Genomic DNA, 17,741 nt, shown 5'->3' on the forward strand with positions numbered 1-17,741 from the left:
CGAGGAAAAGCCGGATTGAATATGCGGGTGCGAGTTACCACGTGATCAATCGCGGCAACTACAGGCGGAACCTGTTTCGGGAGAAGGGTGCGGCAGAGGCGTTTGAACGGACCATTAGTGAGGCGGCTGAGCGGTTTGGTGGGGCATGCACGCCTACGTGGTGATGAGTAACCACTTTCATTCTCTATTGGGATAGTTCATTTTCGGCTAGCTGTTGTGTGGTTTTAACACATTAAATTCTAAGCGCCACTACGTGACTTTTATGAAGAAACTATTAGCAGTTATCTTGTTGTGTCTCGTATTGCTCGCGGTGTGGGGACTGTGGCCGCAAAAACAAAAGTCGCAGGCTGAAAAACCTCACTCTGTTGTTACGGCTGCAAAGGAGGAGGCACCGGTCCCAGTCACCAATCAGGGTGTGCCGAAGCAGGAAATCGGGAAAACGAAGCCTGACTCATCTCAGGCGTCCATTCCGATTCCTGGCCAATCATTGGGCACTAATAGTATCGTAGATGCTGATGGGGTTCTTTTAGAAGAAAAAGTGACCGGACCAGATGGTCATGGGGAGATAAAGAGGCGATATTCGTATGGCGAAGATGGTCGCCTGATGAAGGTTACCGATATTGACGAAGCGGGACTTATTTTATTGTGGGAATATACCTACGACCCAAATGGCAAAGCTCTCATTCGCATGACCGACCACGAAGGCTACATCACGACAAGGTGATAGCGTATAGACAGCTCACCAATGCCTGCGTCGATTCGACTCTACCGCTACCTCCTGTCTCAGTGGGCGTTGTATACACTTGAAACTGCTGAGCTACGAGTTGGCCGACTGGCTGAGCTAAACGTCCTATTGAGTTTATACCGGCGATCCCATTCGTGCATCCCAGCTAGCTGGTTTCGGCCAGCGAGTTTGCCAGATGCTTTTACTCCAGCCTAATGGACGTGAATCGCATTACTTTTAGCAAAACCCAAACAATGAGCCGCTATTTCAGTGATTTGTCCGTGGTGAGTCATCGTTGGAGACTATGGACCGTCATCGCCCTGATGTTGGGTATAGGGCCATCGCTATTCGCGCTGACGTGGGAAAAATCGTCGTTGGATTATACTGTAGAGTCAGGCTCGGGGCAGTTGATCATGGAGTTTCCGTTTAAAAACGAGAGCAGCGAGCCCGTGACCATTACAGAACTCAAATCCAGCTGTGGCTGCTCGGAGCCGACGGTGAAAACCAAGGCGATCCCTGCAGGAGGGGGGGATGTGGTTAAGGTCGTTTATACTCCGGGTGACCGGGTGGGGCCGCAATCGGCGCAGATCACCGTGACGACCAATGAAGCCGGGGTTGCGCCTGTCTCGCTTCGGTTACGCGTGGACATCAAGCCAGTCGTATCCTTGGTTCCGCGTTTGGTGCGTTGGGTAAAGGCTGATGGCATCGTGCCGCGCACCATCGAAATCAAGCAACTTGGCGAAAAGCCCGTGCGTATTCTTGAAGTAAAGCCTGTGAGTGACGCGCTCTCCGCTGAACTCAAGCCGGGGTCCGAAGCGGGTCTATGGACGCTGACGCTGACCCCCAAATCCCTCGATCTGCCTTCGACGACGAAGGTGGAAGTCTTCACCGAGGTCAACGGTCACAAGACGACGTATAGCGTATTCGGCGTAGTGCGATGAGTAGGCCCGCTTCTCGAAACTCTGGGATCTCTACGGCGTGCCTATTGGTGTTGGTTGCGCTTGTCCCGGCGCTGATGTCCGCTTGGTTGCATCCGAGAAAGCCCGAGTGGGATCGCCAGCATAGAGGCGAAGTGTCGCTGGCAACGGTCGCAGCATGGCCGAAGCGGGAGGTTTTGTGGATTGATGCACGGGCGCCCGAGATTTTTGAAAAGGGGCACATCCCTGATGCGCGAAACCTCGCGTCCGCCGTATGGGATTCCCAAGTGGAGGCTGTTTTGCAGGTATGGAAACCAGAGTTGAGGGTCGTGGTGTATTGCGATGGCCATGGTTGTGGGGCTAGTCGCGAAGTGGCCGCACGGCTGAAATCCGAACTCGGTTTCACAACCGTCTATGTGCTCAACGGCGGCTGGGATGCTTGGCGCATGCAGTATCCGGAGGCCGGACAATGAAGCGCATAATCCACCTGATTTTATGTGCGATGATCGGAGGTGTGCTCGCATGGGCCGGTGCAATCAAGGTGCTCAATCCGGCGGCGTTTGCCGAATCCATCATGGGCTTCAATCTGGTGCCTTGGCCGGTGGCTGTGGGATTGTCCCACTATCTACCGTGGCTCGAACTCACTGTTGCGGTAGCATTGTGGATATCAGGCTCACGAGTTGGGGCCTTGATGGTTTCAGCCCTTCTGTTCACGGGCTTCAGTATGATTTTAGCCATCACTTGGTGGCGTGGCATTGACGTGACATGCGGATGCTTTGGCACTTCCACACAAACAACAGTGGCATGGGCATGTCTGCGCGCGGCACTATTGGCGGCTGTAGCGGCCCTTGATCTCGCACTGGTCGTGCGGTCACTTAAATCTGTCGAGTTAGATCGTAGCAGTTAAGCCGTCGGAGTGAATTCCTTGTATCTGCGCTGTAAGAATGGTGACAGGTGAGCGGCACGCCTGCGCTGCCATGTCTTCGGGCGCGGTGCATACGCACCGCTTGTCGTGTCGGTGCCTTAGGCTTTGGGCTGGCCTTCGGCTCACCCCAAAGCTTCGTCACGCGACACGCCACCGAAGCCAGGCGCTCCGGCGCGGAGGTCAGGTCTGGCGCTACGCTTCAGCCCGGACCTCCGCTTTTTAATACCGTAAGCAAACCGGATCGCAATCATACGACAGGGACGGTGCCCTATGTCCTGAACCGACCCTGATTTTATGCTAGCCGTCACACCTTATTCCGTTCCTCGCGGACTGAGCTTAGGGAAAATCACACCATCTACCAAAAGCCCACTGGGGGACAGTTCGACCGCCGAGGGCCAGCCATCGTCGGGAAACAAATTACGCCACGAAAAACGACCAGCGTTGAATTGAACTTTGGTTCTAACCGCCTTGCGAAATCGAGACGCAGTTCGCGGCGTCATATTTTTCGCAACGAAGTCGACATGCTTAATTCCATCCAAATCCAAGCCTTGCGAATCATTATGGGCACAAATGTGAGCCAAAACATCTAGCGTGTTTCCGGGGCTGTATGTCACTGCTTTCGAATGGCTGAGAGGCGCCATGCACTCGCGTAACCATTGGCACATGTCTGAAAAAGAAAGACGTGATATCGGTGTTTTTGAGAGTCCAGTAACTTCCGACAATTTCCTCCCGGAAAGGGTAGCCTCAACACGCATCACATCCTCGTAACCTTGGTCGATCTCCCGGCATTTTCTTAGGAACGATTTCTTATCGTAAAGGCTGAGCTGGAATTCAGAGCCCCTGAAGACAAGTTGTCGGAACGGCCCTTTCCCGGGATCTGCATGCACCCAGTCATGCTTAGATAAGCGAGCACGGTTCGTAAAATCGTCCAAGCTGTGAAGGAAATTCCATCCCAGCTCAATGGAGGTCACCTTGAATGTATCCACGGCATCCAGGCATCGGGATATCTCGTTGAGTTTAGCGATCATCAGATCCCAAGCGGCATCGATCTCCTGCTGACTTTTGATGAGGAAACCGTGGTGTCCATTATGCAGCAATCGTGACCAATTGACCTCCACCGAGGTGACCACCAGTGCAGATCCCCTGACGGTGATGGTTTCGTTCATCGTGCTTAGGGCGAAGCACATTATGCCGGGCCCCTTTTCCGACGTTTGTTTCCACTCCTTCAGTTCCCACCCCGAAGGCGTAGCAATGTGGCTGAATCCAGCCACGGGAGTCGCGATTGCAAGAAACCGGCGACTCGTCTTCAGGCCAGTTTTATCGCAAGGCATACGGGCGGTCTTCAGGTGCCAAAAAACGACGTAAAACAGGTTATCAAAGCACAGCCGCCCATTACGCTTGGTTGTCAGCGTCGCGGCATTCGTGGGTTTCCGCCGTTGCCTGATCGGCAAGGTGGTTCAGGTGAGCGAACAAAGAATCGACGTTGATAAGGCGAACGCCACGGAGAGCACCACGGCGTTTGACGACCGCGCTACGGATGACCGGACGAAAATCATTGGCCGCGCAGGGCAGGCATAACTCGTTCAAAGTAGTGCGTGAAAGTCCCGTGTAAGGACATTTCACTCCCGCCTTGGGCAGGCGGATCCATTCAGGGCGGTCAAAGCTGTCGCGGCTCTCGGCGACGACCCCGACGTAGTTTAGATTCGGCGACGTTTTCATCGCCGTGATCAAACCACAGAACCTTGATCACCACCTACGAACCGATGCCGGGGGATCGGATAGGTTGAGCTTTGCCGACGACCGATTTGAATGCCTTCCTGAGTTGTGAAGACGGATTGTGAGAAAACACCGCGTTGCCTAGCACGCCGCAGGCCTCCTTGAGCGTTCCGTAGCGCTCCTTCAAAAAGTCGGCCGACAGCCTATACCATTCATCCCAATTTTCTGAAGAGATAGAACGGAGTTTGCGGATGCGGTCATACGTCTGGCGGCTTAAATCGACTCTTTTAAGTTCTGCATCCGGAACTGAGCTCGAATTTGGAATGTGAATGACCATTGTTCGGATCATCTCGAAGTATTCGATTATCGAAAGCGCCAGATACGCATAAGTTCCTACCGAGGTGGCGTCAGCGGTTTTACCCTTGGGATTAATTCTAAAAAGCAGTCCGGATGATTGCCCGACGCCTATGTCGGCCATGTAGCCTTTGGCGGATTTGAGCGATTCGGTAGTGTTTCCCAACAATACAGGAAAGTTCACGTGGGCATGCGCATAACGCCTGATGGCCTTTCCGAAAGCTTCGTTCCCGGATGCCGTTTGGATTTCTCTTAAAATTTCTGTCACGAGGTTGAAAAGCACGTTCACGGAGGCGCTGTCACCAGCCTTCGCTTCAGCCAGAACGACTGCCGCACAGTCGGCCATGAGCTTGCAGGTTTTTAAATGCTGCGACCGGGGATTGGGCGAACGCCTCATATTTTCCAGCGACCTAAACAGCTCAGCCCTTGCCGTAGTTGCATCCTTGGAAGTTTTGCGTTCGGGCTCTTTATGACGTGCGTTCCAGAAATTAGGAAGCCGGGTCAAAGTTCTTTTTCCGGCAATCGCCAAGAACCCATCGGTTCGCCCGGCCAAAGCAATTTGCAGCATGTCATACCGGCTCGGTTTGGCGCTGACATGCCGTCTTGGTATGAACGGATTTTGCATGGTGTTGATTGCTGATGGATCGGGCCCTATGCGCCGCCAATGCCAGGTAGACGGCTAACCGCCTGACGCTTGGTTTCGTCGTCCGTGTGGGTGTAGTTCCGGCTCACGATTTCGCTTTCGTGTCCGATGATATCACGCACCACCGATTCAGGCACGCCGGCACGCTTGAGCATGCTGGTCGCGGTGTGTCGCAGGCTGTGAAAAGACAAAGGACTAACCGTGCGCTTAACCGAGTGGCCTCGTCCGGTATTTTTAATTTTGGAACGCTCCTCAGCGAGTTTGGCCTTCACCAGCAGAGCATGAAACTCCGCCGACAAGCGGCGCGACTCACCGTCTGAGTCACGCTTGCTCTCGTGCGCCTTGGGGAAGATCGGTGCGTCGAGGTTACTCGGATAGTGCTTCTTCAGTTCCGCCAGAAGAGGCGCGGCAATCGGAATCACCATGTCACGTCCGGTCTTTTGAGAACGGAATGAAACCAGACCTTCCTTCATATCGACCTTCCGACCGGTCAAGTTAGCCAGATCGCCGAGTCGCTGGCCAAGATAAAGGCCGCCCAAAATCAGGCCACGCCATTCGCCTTTGGCGACGGCGAGGAGCTTTTCGATTTCCTCCATGGTGAAGGGACGCCGCTCGGGCGCGTCCGCGTCCTTGCGGTCTTCGAGCACGCTCACGGCCGCTCCGGGGTTGTCGAGTCGCAGCCCATCCGTGACTGCCTGCTTAAAGGCGATACGCAGGATTTTAAGGTCCGTGTTGGCGGTAGATATCGACAGCGTTTTCGCGGTCGCATCCCGGAGGTCCGTGAGATCCTTCTTGGTGATGTAGGCGATATCGCGTTCCGCCCGCTCGCCCAAAAATGCCAGCAGCTTGTCGACGGCGTTTTCGTAACGCTTGTGGGAACCCTTGCTGGTCTCGACCCGCTTGCCCTCCAGCCATGCCTTCATGAAGGCCGTCACGGAAGAGTGGTTGAGCTTGTCGCCGTGGATGTCGGTAAAGATGTCGGAGATGACCTTGCGAGCCTGCGCCTCGGTCAATTTGGTGCGGTAAGCCCCCTCAAACTTTTGAGCCATCTGGAGAGCCTTGCCCCGGTCGGTAAGCTTGGTGGAGCGCTTGCGCTGCCGCCCGCCGTCGTCGGTGTAGCAGGCGACCCAGTAGCGGCTTTCAGGATGCTTCCAAACAGAGGCCATAATCTAAGAATGAGGCTAAGAATGACGGGCTTATCCGGCGATGTCCGGCAAAATCGTAAGTCCTTTTATGGTAACAGAAGTGCTTATGCCTCAATGCGCTCCGTCGAGACCGGGGTTCGAATCCCCGTGGGGACACCAATTTAGAAAGCCCGTTGGTCTAAAAACCAGCGGGCTTTTTTGCGTTTGGACGGCGGGGATGAGAACGGAGGGGAACCGCATCGCGTAATGCGCGTCCGTCATGGTTTTGCACAGCCAAGCCATGATTCTCCGCCACCATGAATATCACTCTTAAAGGTAAACGCGTTCTCGTCACCGGTGGCAGCTCAGGAATCGGGAGCGCCATTGCCAAGGCTCTGGCCGCCGCCGGGGCGAAAGTCGCGCTGACTTATCGCACGCATCCGAAGTCCGCCGAGGCCATCGTCCGCGCCATCAAAAAACGCGGCGGCAAAGCCCTCGCGCTCGAGGCCGATGTCTCCGATCCCGCCGCCGTCGTCGCTCTCTTTCACCAGATGGACGAAGCGTGGGGCGGCATCGACATCCTCATCAACAACGCCGGCATGGACGGCGAACGCGCGCTCGGCTGGGAAGCCGATTTCCCCGCTTGGAAAAAGGTGATCGAGGTGAATCTGTTCGGCGCCTTCCACTGCGCGAGCGAAGCATTGAAACGTATGGTGCCGCAAAAAAGCGGCGTTGTGCTCAACGTCAGTTCGGTGCACGAGGAAATCGCGTGGTCGGGTTATAGCGCCTATGCATCCAGCAAGGCCGCGGTCGGCATGCTAACCAAAACGCTCGCGCAGGAGGCCGCGCCCCACGGTGTGCGCGTGCTCGCGATCGCCCCCGGTGCGATCCGCACGCCGATCAACCGCGACGTGTGGGACAATCCCAAAGGGCTCAAAGATCTACTCAAAAAAATCCCGCTCAACCGCATCGGTGAACCGAAAGAGATCGCCGACCTGGTCGTCGTGCTGGTCTCGGACACCGCGTCCTACCTCACCGGACGCACCATCGTCGTCGATGGAGGTATGACCGATTATCCGGACTTCGCGAATGGCGGTTGATGCGGGAATTTAAACGATGTCTGCCCAAACCAACACCTCCGGCTGGTCCGGCATTTTCAGGCCGCTCGACTGGCTGCTGCTGGCCGTGCCCGTTTCGTTCGCCCTCCGCTATGTTTCCGCGTGGAGAAACGACACGCTGCTTTTCATCATCACCGGCCTCGCGATCATTCCGCTCGCCGGTTGGATGGGCCGCGCAACCGAGCATCTCAGCGCGCGCGCCGGCCAGGGCCTCGGCAGTCTGCTCAACGCTACGTTTGGCAACGCCGCTGAATTGATCATCGCGCTGATGGCGCTTTCGAAAGGCCTGACCGGCGTGGTGAAGGCCTCTCTCACCGGCTCGATCATCGGTAACATTCTCCTCGTGCTCGGCGCGTCGATGCTGGCGGGCGGCATGCGGTTTAACCGCCAGACGTTCAACCAAACGGCCGCACGCATTTCAGCCACTTCACTCAGCCTCGCGGCCATCGGGCTGATCATTCCCACGGTCTTCCACCTCGCGTCCGACCGCCAGCCCGGTGGCTGGACGCCTCAAGCCGAGCAGAGTCTTTCCCTCGCCATCGCGGTGGTGCTCTTCATCACCTATATCTTCTGGCTGATTTTTTCGCTCTTCACCCACAAGAAACTGTTCACCGGAGCCGAAGCCGCCGGACACGCGGAGGAAAAAGATGCCGCATGGTCCGTCACGAAAGCCGTCACCATCCTGCTGATGGCGACAACCCTGGTTGCATTTATGAGCGAGTTTTTGGTCGGCTCCGTCGAGGCGGCCCGCGAACAACTCGGCCTCACCGAAGTATTCGTAGGCGTGATCATCGTGGCGGTTATCGGCAACGCCGCCGAGCACTCCACCGCGGTGATGATGGCGCTTAAAAACAAAACCGATCTCAGCCTCGGCATCGCCATCGGATCGAGTCTGCAAATCGCCCTCTTCGTGGCGCCCGTGCTCGTATTCGCGTCCTACCTTTTCGGCCAGCCGATGACGCTGGAATTTACGCTGCCGGAAATCGCCGCCGTCGCGTTGTCCGTCTGGATCGTCACCGAGATCAGTGGCGATGGTGAGTGCAACTGGCTCGAAGGCGTGCAGCTCCTCTCGGTCTACGTGATCCTCGCCATTCTCTTTTTCTTCCTGCCCGAGCCGGCCCACGTGCAAAGCGCGTCCGACTCGCTTGCGCCAGCCGCAGGGAGCGCGTTTAATCCCGCGTCGGAAACAAATTCCACCGCGCCCATTCCCGCGCGCTAACCGCGTTTTCCCATGAATAATCCTGACGCCATGCCTGCCTCTCAACGCTCCGCTCCGGGTGCGCCCGGGATTGAGCCGCGCTGGACTTCGAGCGCCAAGGACGGCGTCGGCACCGCCTATTCAACGGGCGCGCAGGTGTGGTTCACGCTCAGTCACGGCATCGTCAACGAACTCTATTTTCCGCACGTCGATACGCCGAACACGCGCGATCTCCAGTTCCTGATCACCGATGGCGAAACCTTCTGTCACGAGGAGAAGCGCGATCTCGATCACAAGGTGGAATACCCCGAGAGGAACACGCTGCTTTACCGTCTCACCAACAGCGAGCCGACCGGTCGCTACCGTATCATCAAGGAAATTATCGTGGAGCCGCACTCATCGGCTCTGCTCATCCAGACCCGCGTTGAAATCTCTGATCCTTCGCTGCGCGGGAAGCTGCGCATCTACGTGTTGCTCGCTCCGCACCTCAACGGCACGGGGAAAAATAACTCGGCCCGACTGCACGAGGCCGGTGGACGGAAACTCATCCACGCCTGGCGCGATCCGATCCATCTGATGCTCGGCTGCACACCTGATTTTACGCGGCGCTCGGTGGGCTTCGCCGGCACGAGCGATGGTTGGCGGGACTTGATGGATAATTTCAAAATGGACTGGGAGTTCGAATCCGCCGAGGACGGTAACATTGCCGTGCTCGGTGAAGTGGATCTCTCCGGCGGACTCGAATTCACCCTCGCGGTCGCGTTCGGTTTCGATGCGCAAACCGCCTCGACGCTTTTTTTGCAGGCGATGGCCACGCCGTTTGCGCAACAACGCGAAAAGTTTGTCGCCCAGTGGAAACGCAAACACGCCGACACCGACGGCACGGGTTATTCGGAGGAGCTCGCGTCGTTGATCCGCCTGAGCCACTGCGTGCTGCTCGCGCATGAGGATAAACTGTTTCAAGGCGCCTTCGTCGCCTCGCTGAGCATCCCGTGGGGCGAGACGAAGGACGACAGCGACCGCGGAGGCTACCACCTCGTGTGGACTCGCGACATGGTTCACACCGCGACCGCGTTGCTGGCCTGCGGTGAATCCGAATCCGCCCTGCGCGCGCTCGTCTGGCTCGCGTCCATTCAGGACACCGACGGTTGTCTGCCGCAAAACTCCTCGATCCGTGGCGAAGCGTTTTGGACCGGTATCCAACTCGACGAAGTGGCCGCGCCGATCCTGCTCGCCTGGCACCTACGCCGCGAAGATGCGCTGCGGCAGTTCGACCCGTGGACACTGGTGACGCGCGCCGCGCTCTTCCTGATTCAAAACGGACCGGTTACCGGACAAGAACGGTGGGAGGAAAACGCCGGCTATTCCCCTTCGACGCTCGCTTCAATCATCGCGGGAATCGTGTGCGCGGCGGATTTTGCCCACGCGCGCAACGATACGGTCGCGGAAAAGTTTCTACTCGAATATGCCGACTGGCTGGCCGGCCACGTCGAGGAATGGACCGCGACTTCCTGCGGTGAACTCGTTCCGGGTAAACCGCGCCACTACATTCGTATCACGCCTGCCGAGCCGGCGAATCCGCTGGTCTCGCCCGTGCCGGATACCGCGACGATCACGGTCGCGAATGGCGGCGGCTCGCACCGTGCGCGCAACATTGTAGGCGGAGATTTTTTGCAACTGGTGCGGCTCGGCGTGCGCGCGGCGAACGATCCATTGATCGTCGATTCGCTGGAGGTGATCGACGCGGTGCTCAAACGCGATCTGCCGCAAGGGCCGTGCTGGCGACGCTACAACCACGACGGTTACGGGCAGAAAGCCGACGGTAGCGCTTACGACGGCACGGGTGAAGGCCGCACCTGGCCGCTGCTCACGGGCGAGCGCGGACACTACGAACTGGCCGCGGGGCGCGACGCGCTGCCGTTCCTTGAAGCGATGTCTCGTTTCTCCAACGAAGGCGGCATGTTGCCCGAGCAATTGTGGGACGACGCGGATCTTCCCGATGGCCGCATGAAGCTCGGCCGGCCCAGTGGTTCGGCCATGCCACTCTGTTGGTCGCATGCCGAATACATCGCACTCGCCCGCAGCCGGACCGACGGCGTGCCCTTCGATCGCCCCGAGCCCGTGTATCAACGCTACGCCATCAAGAAGACTGAAAGCCGGATGGAGATGTGGACCTTCATGCATCAGCTCCAGTCGATCGCCGCGGGCAAAACATTGCGCGTCATCACCGCCGCGCCCGCGAAGGTGCGTTGGAGTGCCGACAACTGGGCAACCGTTAACGACAACGACTCCCAGGATACGGGCTTCGGCTGCCACTGGATCGATCTGCCGACCCAGAAATTACCGGCGGATGCTGCCATCGTTTTCACGTTTCAATGGGCGGAGAAATGGGAAGGGAGAAACTTCACCGTGAAGATCACGACATCTGGCGGCTGACGTTAGATCATCTTCATGAAACTAAAATTGATTAAAATCCGGGATAAGCTCGCCGATTCATTTTGGTTTCTACCCGCAGTGATCGCGTTGCTCGCGGCGGTGGGCGCGCTCGGCTTGGTGATGCTCGACCATCATCTCGGCTCCGACTGGATTCACGACATGGGCTGGATCTGGTCGGGCGGGGCGCAAGGTGCGCGGAGTGTGCTGGCGGTCGTGGCGGGTTCGGTGATGACCGTGGTATCAATCGTGTTTTCGCTGACGATCACGACGCTCGCGCAGACGTCCTCGCATTACGGGCCGCGCGTGTTGCGCAACTTCACCTCGGACCGCGGCGTGCAGTTCACGCTGGGCGTCTTTATTGCGACCTTCGTTTACAGCCTGTTGGTGTTGCGCACGGTGCGTTCGGTGGAGGAGGCGATTTTTGTGCCGTATATCGCGGTCAACGTCGGCGTGCTGCTGGCGCTGGCGGCGCTGGGAGTTCTGATTTATTTCATCCACCACGTTTCGCAGATCATCCAAGCGGAGAACTTAATCGCCTCGGTGGGACGCGATTTCCAAGTAACGCTGCCGCTGCTTTTTCCCGAACGCATCGGCGAGGACGCGGGTGCGACGCCGGCTCCCGATGATGCGGATTGGGAGAAAGCGCAGCAGGTCGAGGCCAACGAAAATGGCTACATGCAACGCGTGGACGACGGGCGCTTGATCGCGCTCGCGACGCAGCACGATCTGCAAATCAAACTGGAGAAACGCCCGGGCGAATTCGTGACCAAGGGAATCTGCCTGCTGCGGATTTTGCCGAAGGTGAAAGCGACCGAAGAAATTCATCGCGCGATGTGCAGTTGTTTTAATCTCGGCGAGCACCGCACGCCGCATCAGGACGCGCTGTATTCGTTGCAGCAACTGGTCGAGATTGCTGCGCATGCGCTTTCGCCCGGCATCAACGAACCGTTCACGGCGCTGACCTGCGTGGACTGGATCGGCGCGTCACTACGCGGGGCGGCGGAGCGCGATCAACCGTCGGCCGAGCGGCGCGACAAGGACGGTCGGGTCCGCGTCGTGGCGCGGCCGGTTACCTTCGAGGAAATGGTGACGACGTCCTTTGACCAGATTCGCAATTACGGCGCGGGCAGTCCGGCGGTGTTGATCACATTGGTTTCCACGCTGGCGAGTCTGCTGCCCTACGTGCGCCGCCCTGCGGATCGTGAGGCGTTGATCCGGCAGGCGCGGCTGATCGCGGAAGATGCCGGACAAATCAAAAACGCGCTGGATCGCGAACAACTCACCGCGTTGTTGCGCGAAAAAATGGGCGGCTATCTCGCGCTGGCCTGATGGCGCGCCGCCAAGATGGAGAGCGTGAAGCCGATCAACCTTCGCCGACAGAAGCAGTGTCCGGGGTTGAGCCGGGGTTTTTCACGCGTTCGCGCACGAAGAGCAGGTGTCGGCGGAGCCAGTAAAAGCGGTCGGCGAAGGAGGCGGGGACTTTGAGGCGGTTGACGGCGACTTCGATCTCTTCGAGTTGAGTCAGTAGCTCCTGCACGCGTTCGGGCGTGAGGGGCTCGTAGGTTTCGCGCTCCACGCGCAACAGCGGGCGGTAACAACGATAGAGTTTTAATTGGATGCGGAAACGATAGGCGACCGGCATGAGGCGGATCGCGGGAATCACCACCAACATAAGGGGCACGACGGCGACGAGCAGACGGTTGAGCAAGCTGGCCACCCAGAACGAACTGACGACGCGGTAGAGAATGCCTTTGCCGGATTTGTAGTAACGCACGGCGTCGTCGCTCAGCGGGAAATCATGCTCCACGAGCACGGGGAAATCACCGCGTTTCTGGAGCAGGCTGGCGTTTCCGTGAACTTGTTTGGCGACATCGAGCAACAAGTCGGAGAGGGCGGAGTGCAGGCCTTCGCGGGCGACGAGCTCGACGACGGGACCGACGAGCACGACGTCTTGCGCGGGCAGGTTTTTGCCGAGATCGAGCGAGCCCTGCGGGAGGGAGATTTTATTGAGGAAGGTATTGCGGCGCACATAGGCGTCGGCCTGCGTGAACGTGAACAACTGGATGCCCGGGGCGCGCCCGAGGCTGCGCAGGGTTTGCGTCGAGGCGGAGTCGCCCATGAGGAAAACCGCATCGAGCTGCCCTTGGAGTAATGCTTCGGCGGCGGACGAGGAATCGAGATCGCTGAAAACCGTGGGCGCGCCGGAGATGCCGTTGGCCTGGAGCAACGTTTGCACGATGGCACGGGTGGCGCTGCCGGTGGAGCCGATGGCGATGCGTTGGCCTTCGAGTTGCGAGAGGCGGCTGATGGTTGTGTTGCCCCGGTAGAAGACCCAGAGTGGCTGGTAGCCGACGCTTCCGAGCGACATCAAGCCGTCGAGCTTTTGCTCCTTGGCGATGCCGCCGGAAATGAAACCGATGTCCACGATCTCGCCGTTGGGGCCTTTGGTGAGCATGCGGTCGAGATTGTTGAGCGAACCGGACGAAGGGAGGACTTCGAGGGTCACGCCGTGCTTGGCGAGCGCATCCTTGTAGGCGCCGGCCCAGCGTTGGAAGGAGCTGCCTTCAGGTCCGCTGGTTATGTAAAGTTTCCGCGGCGGGGCGGATTTGACGACCCAGATGACGGCTAGCACGCAAAGGCCGGTGATAAACAGGGAGACGACCAGCGCCAGACCCGGGCTAAAGCCGAAGTTGTCGATCAGCGTGGTGACGAGAGGAAACCGTTTTCTGGCTTTGGGTGTATCCATGGAGTGGGCGCGGGGCCGAGGTTGGCCGGTGCGTGAAAAGATGCAATGGAGCAACCGTCGCCAAGCGCTCGTTGACTGATTTATGCGGACACGCACAACAAGACGCATGAGTTCCGCTCCCACTCTTCTCGTTCTCGCCGCCGGCATGGGCTCCCGCTACGGCGGTTTGAAGCAAGTCGATCCCGTCGGGCCTTCGGGTGAGACGATTCTGGATTACGCGGTATTCGATGCGATCCGCGAAGGATTCGGGCGCGTGGTGTTCGTGATCCGCAAGGAATTCGAAGAGGCGTTCCGCACGCAGGTCGCCGCGAAATACGCGGACAAAGTGAAAGTGGATTATGTGTTTCAAGCGCTTGATGCGCTGCCGCCGGGCTTCGCCGTGCCGGAAGGGCGCGAGAAACCCTGGGGCACGGGCCATGCGGTGTGGTGTGCGCGCGATGCGGTGACGGAGCCGTTTGCGGTGATCGGGGCGGACGACTTTTTCGGTCGCGATGCGTTCCGGCAGCTGGCGTTGTTTTTGCGCGAGGGCGCAGCGACGGAGATCGAGGATGCCGCGCCGAATTTCGCGATGATCGGCTACCGGCTCGCAAACACGTTGTCGGAAAACGGGGCGGTGTCGCGTGGCGTGTGTGCCACGGGCGGCGATGGTTATCTGGAAAAAGTGGTTGAGCACACCGGCATCCGTCGCGAGGAAGTCGCCGCCACTGCAACCGGCGATGCGGACGCCGAAAAAAAATACACGGGTGAAGAAACCGTCTCGATGAACTGCTGGGCGTTTACGCCGGAGTTCTTCACGGGACTTAACGAACAGTTCGAAGCGTTCCTCGAAGCGCGTGGTGCTGAGATGAAGTCGGAATTTTATCTGCCCGAAGCGGTGTCCGAACAAGTGGCGGAAGGCTTGGCCACGGTCGAGGTTCGCACGACGAGCGCGAGCTGGTTTGGTGTCACGTATCGTGAGGACAAGCCGCGCGTGCAGGTGGCGCTGGCCGAGCTGGTGGCCGGGGGCGACTACCCGGCGCAGCTTTTCCCTGTTGCCTGAAGACGTGCGGCGCGACACTGGTAATTGGAAATGTCCCTCCGCCTGAAATTCTTCGTGTTGTCCACCAAGCTCGCGCTGTCCGTGCGCGGTTGGTGGCGGAGCCTGGTTGGACGATGGTGACGCGCGTCTGAACGCTCCCTCGCATCCAACCGCAACCCGACTCAATCGAGCCGGGTTTTTTCATGCCCGAAATCGGGCGCGTCTCCGCAACTGCCTCACGTCGTTTTCTGTCTCATCATGAACTCCCTTTTGATTCCGTCGGTTTCCGTATCGTCCGTTTCTCCTTCGTTTGAATTGTCTTCAGTCGCGTTCTTTGGCCGCTCTCTGGCCGAGTATGCGAAGTTTTTCCCGCTCGATGTCGCCGCACTGCGCGGGCGCGCCGTGCTGGATGTTGCGGCGGGTCCGTCGGCCTTCACGGCCGAGGCAACGCGCTGTGGCATTCGTGCCACGGCGGTTGATCCTTTGTATGGCTGCTCGCCCGAAACGCTGTCGGCGCATGTGCGGCTCGATTATGCGCGCACGTTGCGACAGATGCGGGCGAAGCCGGAGATCTTCCGGCTAAAGTCCTTCGCGTCGCTGGATGAAGCGGAGCGCGAACGTCGGACAGCGGCGGAGATATTCCTGGCGGATTATGAGGCGGGTTTTTTGGACAACCGTTATGTGGGCGGAGCGTTGCCGCGACTGCCGTTTGCCGACGGGGCGTTCGATGTCGTGCTCTGCGCGCACCTGTTGTTTATTTATGAACGGTTGTTCGATTACGCATTTCATCTCGCGGCGTGCCGGGAGCTGGTGCGCGTGAGTCGGGATGAGGTGCGCATCCATCCGGTGTGCGGACCGGATGGAAAACCGTATCGAGAGCTCGGCCGGTTGCGGGCGGATCTGGCGAGGGAGGGAATCGCGTCGTCGGTGGTTTCGGTGGATTACGAATTTTTCAGGGGCAGCGACACGACGCTGGTTTTGCGGCGGGTTGCAAGAAATGGCCTGCTTGCCCTGTGAGGCAGGCGTCATCAGGGTTTGGACGTTCGAACCCCTTTGTCCATTTATGGAATCCGCTCCCAATATACTGACAGGTGTTCTCTCCAGGGAGGAGGTTCATGCGCAGGTGCATTGGGTGTATAAAGGAGCTCCGGCGAGCAGCAACGAGGACTGGGGGAGATTCTTGGAAGTCCCCGGCTCGGTCTTCTTCGTAGAGAAGGGGTGCATCGAACTGGCATTCGAAAACGGACAAACGGTGAGGTGCGAGGCGGGCGATCTTTTTTTAGGATCTCGCACGGTGCGCAATCACCGCATTACCGCGGGTTCGCAGGTGTTGTCGGTCGGTTATGACCTTATGTGGGCGACGCGACACCCGGTCTATGCGCAAGGACTCAATGTGCGTATCTCCGCCGAAGCACGTAAGGCGAATGTCGCCTATCGCCGGTTGCTTACGGCCTCACTGGCGTTGTTGCGCGAGTTTCATCCGGACAGGAGGGAAGTCGATTTTGTAACGGCGTCGCATGTGCCGCCGTCGGATGCAGGCAGTTCGATCCGGCAGCAGCTCGCGTTTTGGAATTGGTTCAGCCGTCTGCATCCGGTGTTTGAGCTTCACGGGATCGCGCCGGATTTTCCGATGGCTCGCAGTGCGATCGTGCGGGAAGTGAAGGATATCGTGGACCGGTATCCATTGAGCGCATCCTTCCGCGACATCGCCAAAAAGGTGGAACTGCCGGTGGGGTGGAGGCGGGTGCAACAGTTATTCCAAGACGAGCTGCACCAGACTCCACACGATTACTTCCATACCCGGCGTATGGATCATGCGCGCCGGCGTTTGCGGATGCGGGGAGTGAGCGTGAAAGAGGTCGCCGGTGAGCTCGGCTTCCATTCGCTTTCCCACTTTTCAGACTGGTTCAAGAAGAGCAGCGGCCTGTCGCCGCGCCAGTTCTTGCTCGGGCCGTGAGTGCGGGATTTTACGACAGGCGCTGACGGCGCGAGCGGCGGATGAGGACGAGGCCGAGGGAAGCGATGCCGGCGAGGGCGGCGTAGGTGCTCGGCTCGGGGACGGCGGAGACAGTGCCGTCGATTTGGAACCAGTTAAATTGGCTGGAGCTGCTGGTCCAACTTGCGGGATTCGAGGTCCCGCCGAACACGGCGTATCCGCTACCGGCGACGCCCGTGGGGGCGACCGTGCCGTTGCCGTTGAGCCAGTTGAATTCCTGAACGGTGTCCGTCACGAAGTTGAGCTGGCGAACAATAATAAGGTAGCGGGTGCTGGCGTTGAGCGTGATCGAGGCGGCGGGGGTGAACGTGTAGTTGGCCGCAGTGGTGCCGGCGTTGAGCGTAGGATTCGTGAAGGTTCCGACCAATGTGTTGGCCTGACCGGCTGAACCGGAGCCGGCGGTGCCGGCGTTGGCGGTGTAGATCGAGACAGTCGGGACATCGACGCCGGGATTATCGTTCACGTTATTCAGGCGCAGGGTGAGGCTGGTGACACTGTAGGAAGTGAGTCCCATGGTGAACCCGATACCTTTGCCGGTGACCATGTTGCTGCCTCCGCTATTGACGGCGTTGATCTGTGATCCGGCCCCGCTCTGACCGCCGTCGTTGGTGTAGCCGGCCAGGTTTCCGAAGATGATATCGGCGCGAACGGAGCCGACGCAAAGCGTGCACAGGGCGGCCAAAATCAGGAGGGAGCTCGTGAGGCGTGGGGTTTGCATGAGGTTAACATGCTGGGCGTCCAAGGACGTCACAACGGGAGGTGCTTCCATAATAGCGAAGTTCGCTTCAAGAAAAACGAAACACGCTTCCCTACGGCCGAGGGCTTG

The 17,741-nt window shown here is 58.6% G+C and carries 17 protein-coding genes; 11 read left to right on the forward strand and 6 right to left on the reverse strand.

The features are described 5' to 3' along the window. Positions 1–262 precede the first annotated feature (262 nt). The 4 genes from FPL22_RS11650 (at position 263) to FPL22_RS11665 (ending at position 2,548) form a co-directional block, all read left to right on the forward strand. Positions 263–724, forward strand: a complete 462-nt coding sequence (locus FPL22_RS11650; RefSeq protein ID WP_144230540.1) for an RHS repeat protein — start codon at positions 263–265, stop codon at positions 722–724. A 221-nt stretch (positions 725–945) separates the two neighbouring features. Further along, a complete protein-coding gene (locus tag FPL22_RS11655; protein WP_162525284.1) occupies positions 946–1,665 on the forward strand; it encodes a DUF1573 domain-containing protein in 720 nt (239 codons plus the stop codon). A 74-nt stretch (positions 1,666–1,739) separates the two neighbouring features. Beyond that, the gene (locus FPL22_RS11660; RefSeq protein ID WP_162525285.1) at positions 1,740–2,114 is read left to right on the forward strand and encodes a rhodanese-like domain-containing protein; all 375 of its coding nucleotides are present in this window, start codon (positions 1,740–1,742) and stop codon (positions 2,112–2,114) included. Further along, the gene (locus FPL22_RS11665) at positions 2,111–2,548 is read left to right on the forward strand and encodes a MauE/DoxX family redox-associated membrane protein (protein WP_144230545.1); all 438 of its coding nucleotides are present in this window, start codon (positions 2,111–2,113) and stop codon (positions 2,546–2,548) included. The genes FPL22_RS11660 and FPL22_RS11665 overlap by 4 nt, the downstream gene beginning before the upstream one ends. A gap of 329 nt (positions 2,549–2,877) precedes the next feature. On the opposite strand, the gene FPL22_RS11670 is transcribed toward FPL22_RS11665, so the two are convergent. From FPL22_RS11670 to FPL22_RS11685, 4 genes are all read right to left on the reverse strand, one after another. After that, positions 2,878–3,732 carry a hypothetical protein gene (locus FPL22_RS11670; protein WP_144230546.1) on the reverse strand — a complete coding sequence of 285 codons (855 nt, stop codon included), beginning with the start codon at positions 3,730–3,732 and terminating at the stop codon, positions 2,878–2,880. 226 nt (positions 3,733–3,958) lie between these two features. Further along, positions 3,959–4,285 carry a hypothetical protein gene (locus FPL22_RS11675; protein ID WP_203235149.1) on the reverse strand — a complete coding sequence of 109 codons (327 nt, stop codon included), beginning with the start codon at positions 4,283–4,285 and terminating at the stop codon, positions 3,959–3,961. 34 nt (positions 4,286–4,319) lie between these two features. Then, positions 4,320–5,261, reverse strand: a complete 942-nt coding sequence (locus tag FPL22_RS11680; protein WP_144230548.1) for a hypothetical protein — start codon at positions 5,259–5,261, stop codon at positions 4,320–4,322. A gap of 26 nt (positions 5,262–5,287) precedes the next feature. After that, on the reverse strand, positions 5,288–6,445 hold the full coding sequence (locus FPL22_RS11685) for a tyrosine-type recombinase/integrase (protein WP_144230550.1): 1,158 nt from the start codon (positions 6,443–6,445) through the stop codon (positions 5,288–5,290). Between the two features lie 275 nt (positions 6,446–6,720). On the opposite strand from FPL22_RS11685, the gene FPL22_RS11690 reads away from it, so the two are divergent. Genes FPL22_RS11690 through FPL22_RS11705 form a run of 4 tightly spaced genes read left to right on the forward strand, consistent with a single transcriptional unit; the run spans position 6,721 to position 12,484 of the window. Next, on the forward strand, positions 6,721–7,503 hold the full coding sequence (locus FPL22_RS11690) for a glucose 1-dehydrogenase (protein ID WP_144230551.1): 783 nt from the start codon (positions 6,721–6,723) through the stop codon (positions 7,501–7,503). Positions 7,504–7,519: 16 nt separating this feature from the next. After that, positions 7,520–8,740, forward strand: a complete 1,221-nt coding sequence (gene cax, locus FPL22_RS11695) for a calcium/proton exchanger (RefSeq protein ID WP_144230553.1) — start codon at positions 7,520–7,522, stop codon at positions 8,738–8,740. A 12-nt stretch (positions 8,741–8,752) separates the two neighbouring features. Next, entirely contained in the window at positions 8,753–11,155 is a 2,403-nt protein-coding gene (locus FPL22_RS11700; protein ID WP_203235150.1) for a glycoside hydrolase family 15 protein, read from the forward strand. Between the two features lie 15 nt (positions 11,156–11,170). Next, positions 11,171–12,484 carry a DUF2254 domain-containing protein gene (locus FPL22_RS11705; protein WP_144230555.1) on the forward strand — a complete coding sequence of 438 codons (1,314 nt, stop codon included), beginning with the start codon at positions 11,171–11,173 and terminating at the stop codon, positions 12,482–12,484. A 34-nt stretch (positions 12,485–12,518) separates the two neighbouring features. Here FPL22_RS11705 and FPL22_RS11710 read toward each other — a convergent pair whose 3' ends face one another. Then, positions 12,519–13,901: a TAXI family TRAP transporter solute-binding subunit gene (locus FPL22_RS11710; protein WP_144230557.1), complete on the reverse strand. Its 1,383-nt coding sequence runs from the start codon at positions 13,899–13,901 to the stop codon at positions 12,519–12,521. Between the two features lie 106 nt (positions 13,902–14,007). Between FPL22_RS11710 and FPL22_RS11715 the strand changes: the two genes are divergently transcribed. From FPL22_RS11715 to FPL22_RS11725, 3 genes are all read left to right on the forward strand, one after another. Next, positions 14,008–14,940, forward strand: a complete 933-nt coding sequence (locus tag FPL22_RS11715; protein ID WP_144230558.1) for a nucleotidyltransferase family protein — start codon at positions 14,008–14,010, stop codon at positions 14,938–14,940. A 237-nt stretch (positions 14,941–15,177) separates the two neighbouring features. After that, a complete protein-coding gene (locus FPL22_RS11720; protein ID WP_144230560.1) occupies positions 15,178–15,936 on the forward strand; it encodes a class I SAM-dependent methyltransferase in 759 nt (252 codons plus the stop codon). 46 nt (positions 15,937–15,982) lie between these two features. Further along, positions 15,983–16,876 carry a helix-turn-helix transcriptional regulator gene (locus tag FPL22_RS11725; protein ID WP_162525286.1) on the forward strand — a complete coding sequence of 298 codons (894 nt, stop codon included), beginning with the start codon at positions 15,983–15,985 and terminating at the stop codon, positions 16,874–16,876. Positions 16,877–16,886: 10 nt separating this feature from the next. Here FPL22_RS11725 and FPL22_RS11730 read toward each other — a convergent pair whose 3' ends face one another. After that, positions 16,887–17,633 (reverse strand): choice-of-anchor R domain-containing protein, encoded by a 747-nt coding sequence (locus FPL22_RS11730; protein WP_144230562.1) that lies wholly within the window; start codon positions 17,631–17,633, stop codon positions 16,887–16,889. Positions 17,634–17,741: the final 108 nt, after the last annotated feature.

Origin of the sequence: Rariglobus hedericola, assembly GCF_007559335.1 — a bacterium.
In the GTDB taxonomy this organism is placed as follows: Bacteria; Verrucomicrobiota; Verrucomicrobiia; order Opitutales; family Opitutaceae; genus Rariglobus; species Rariglobus hedericola.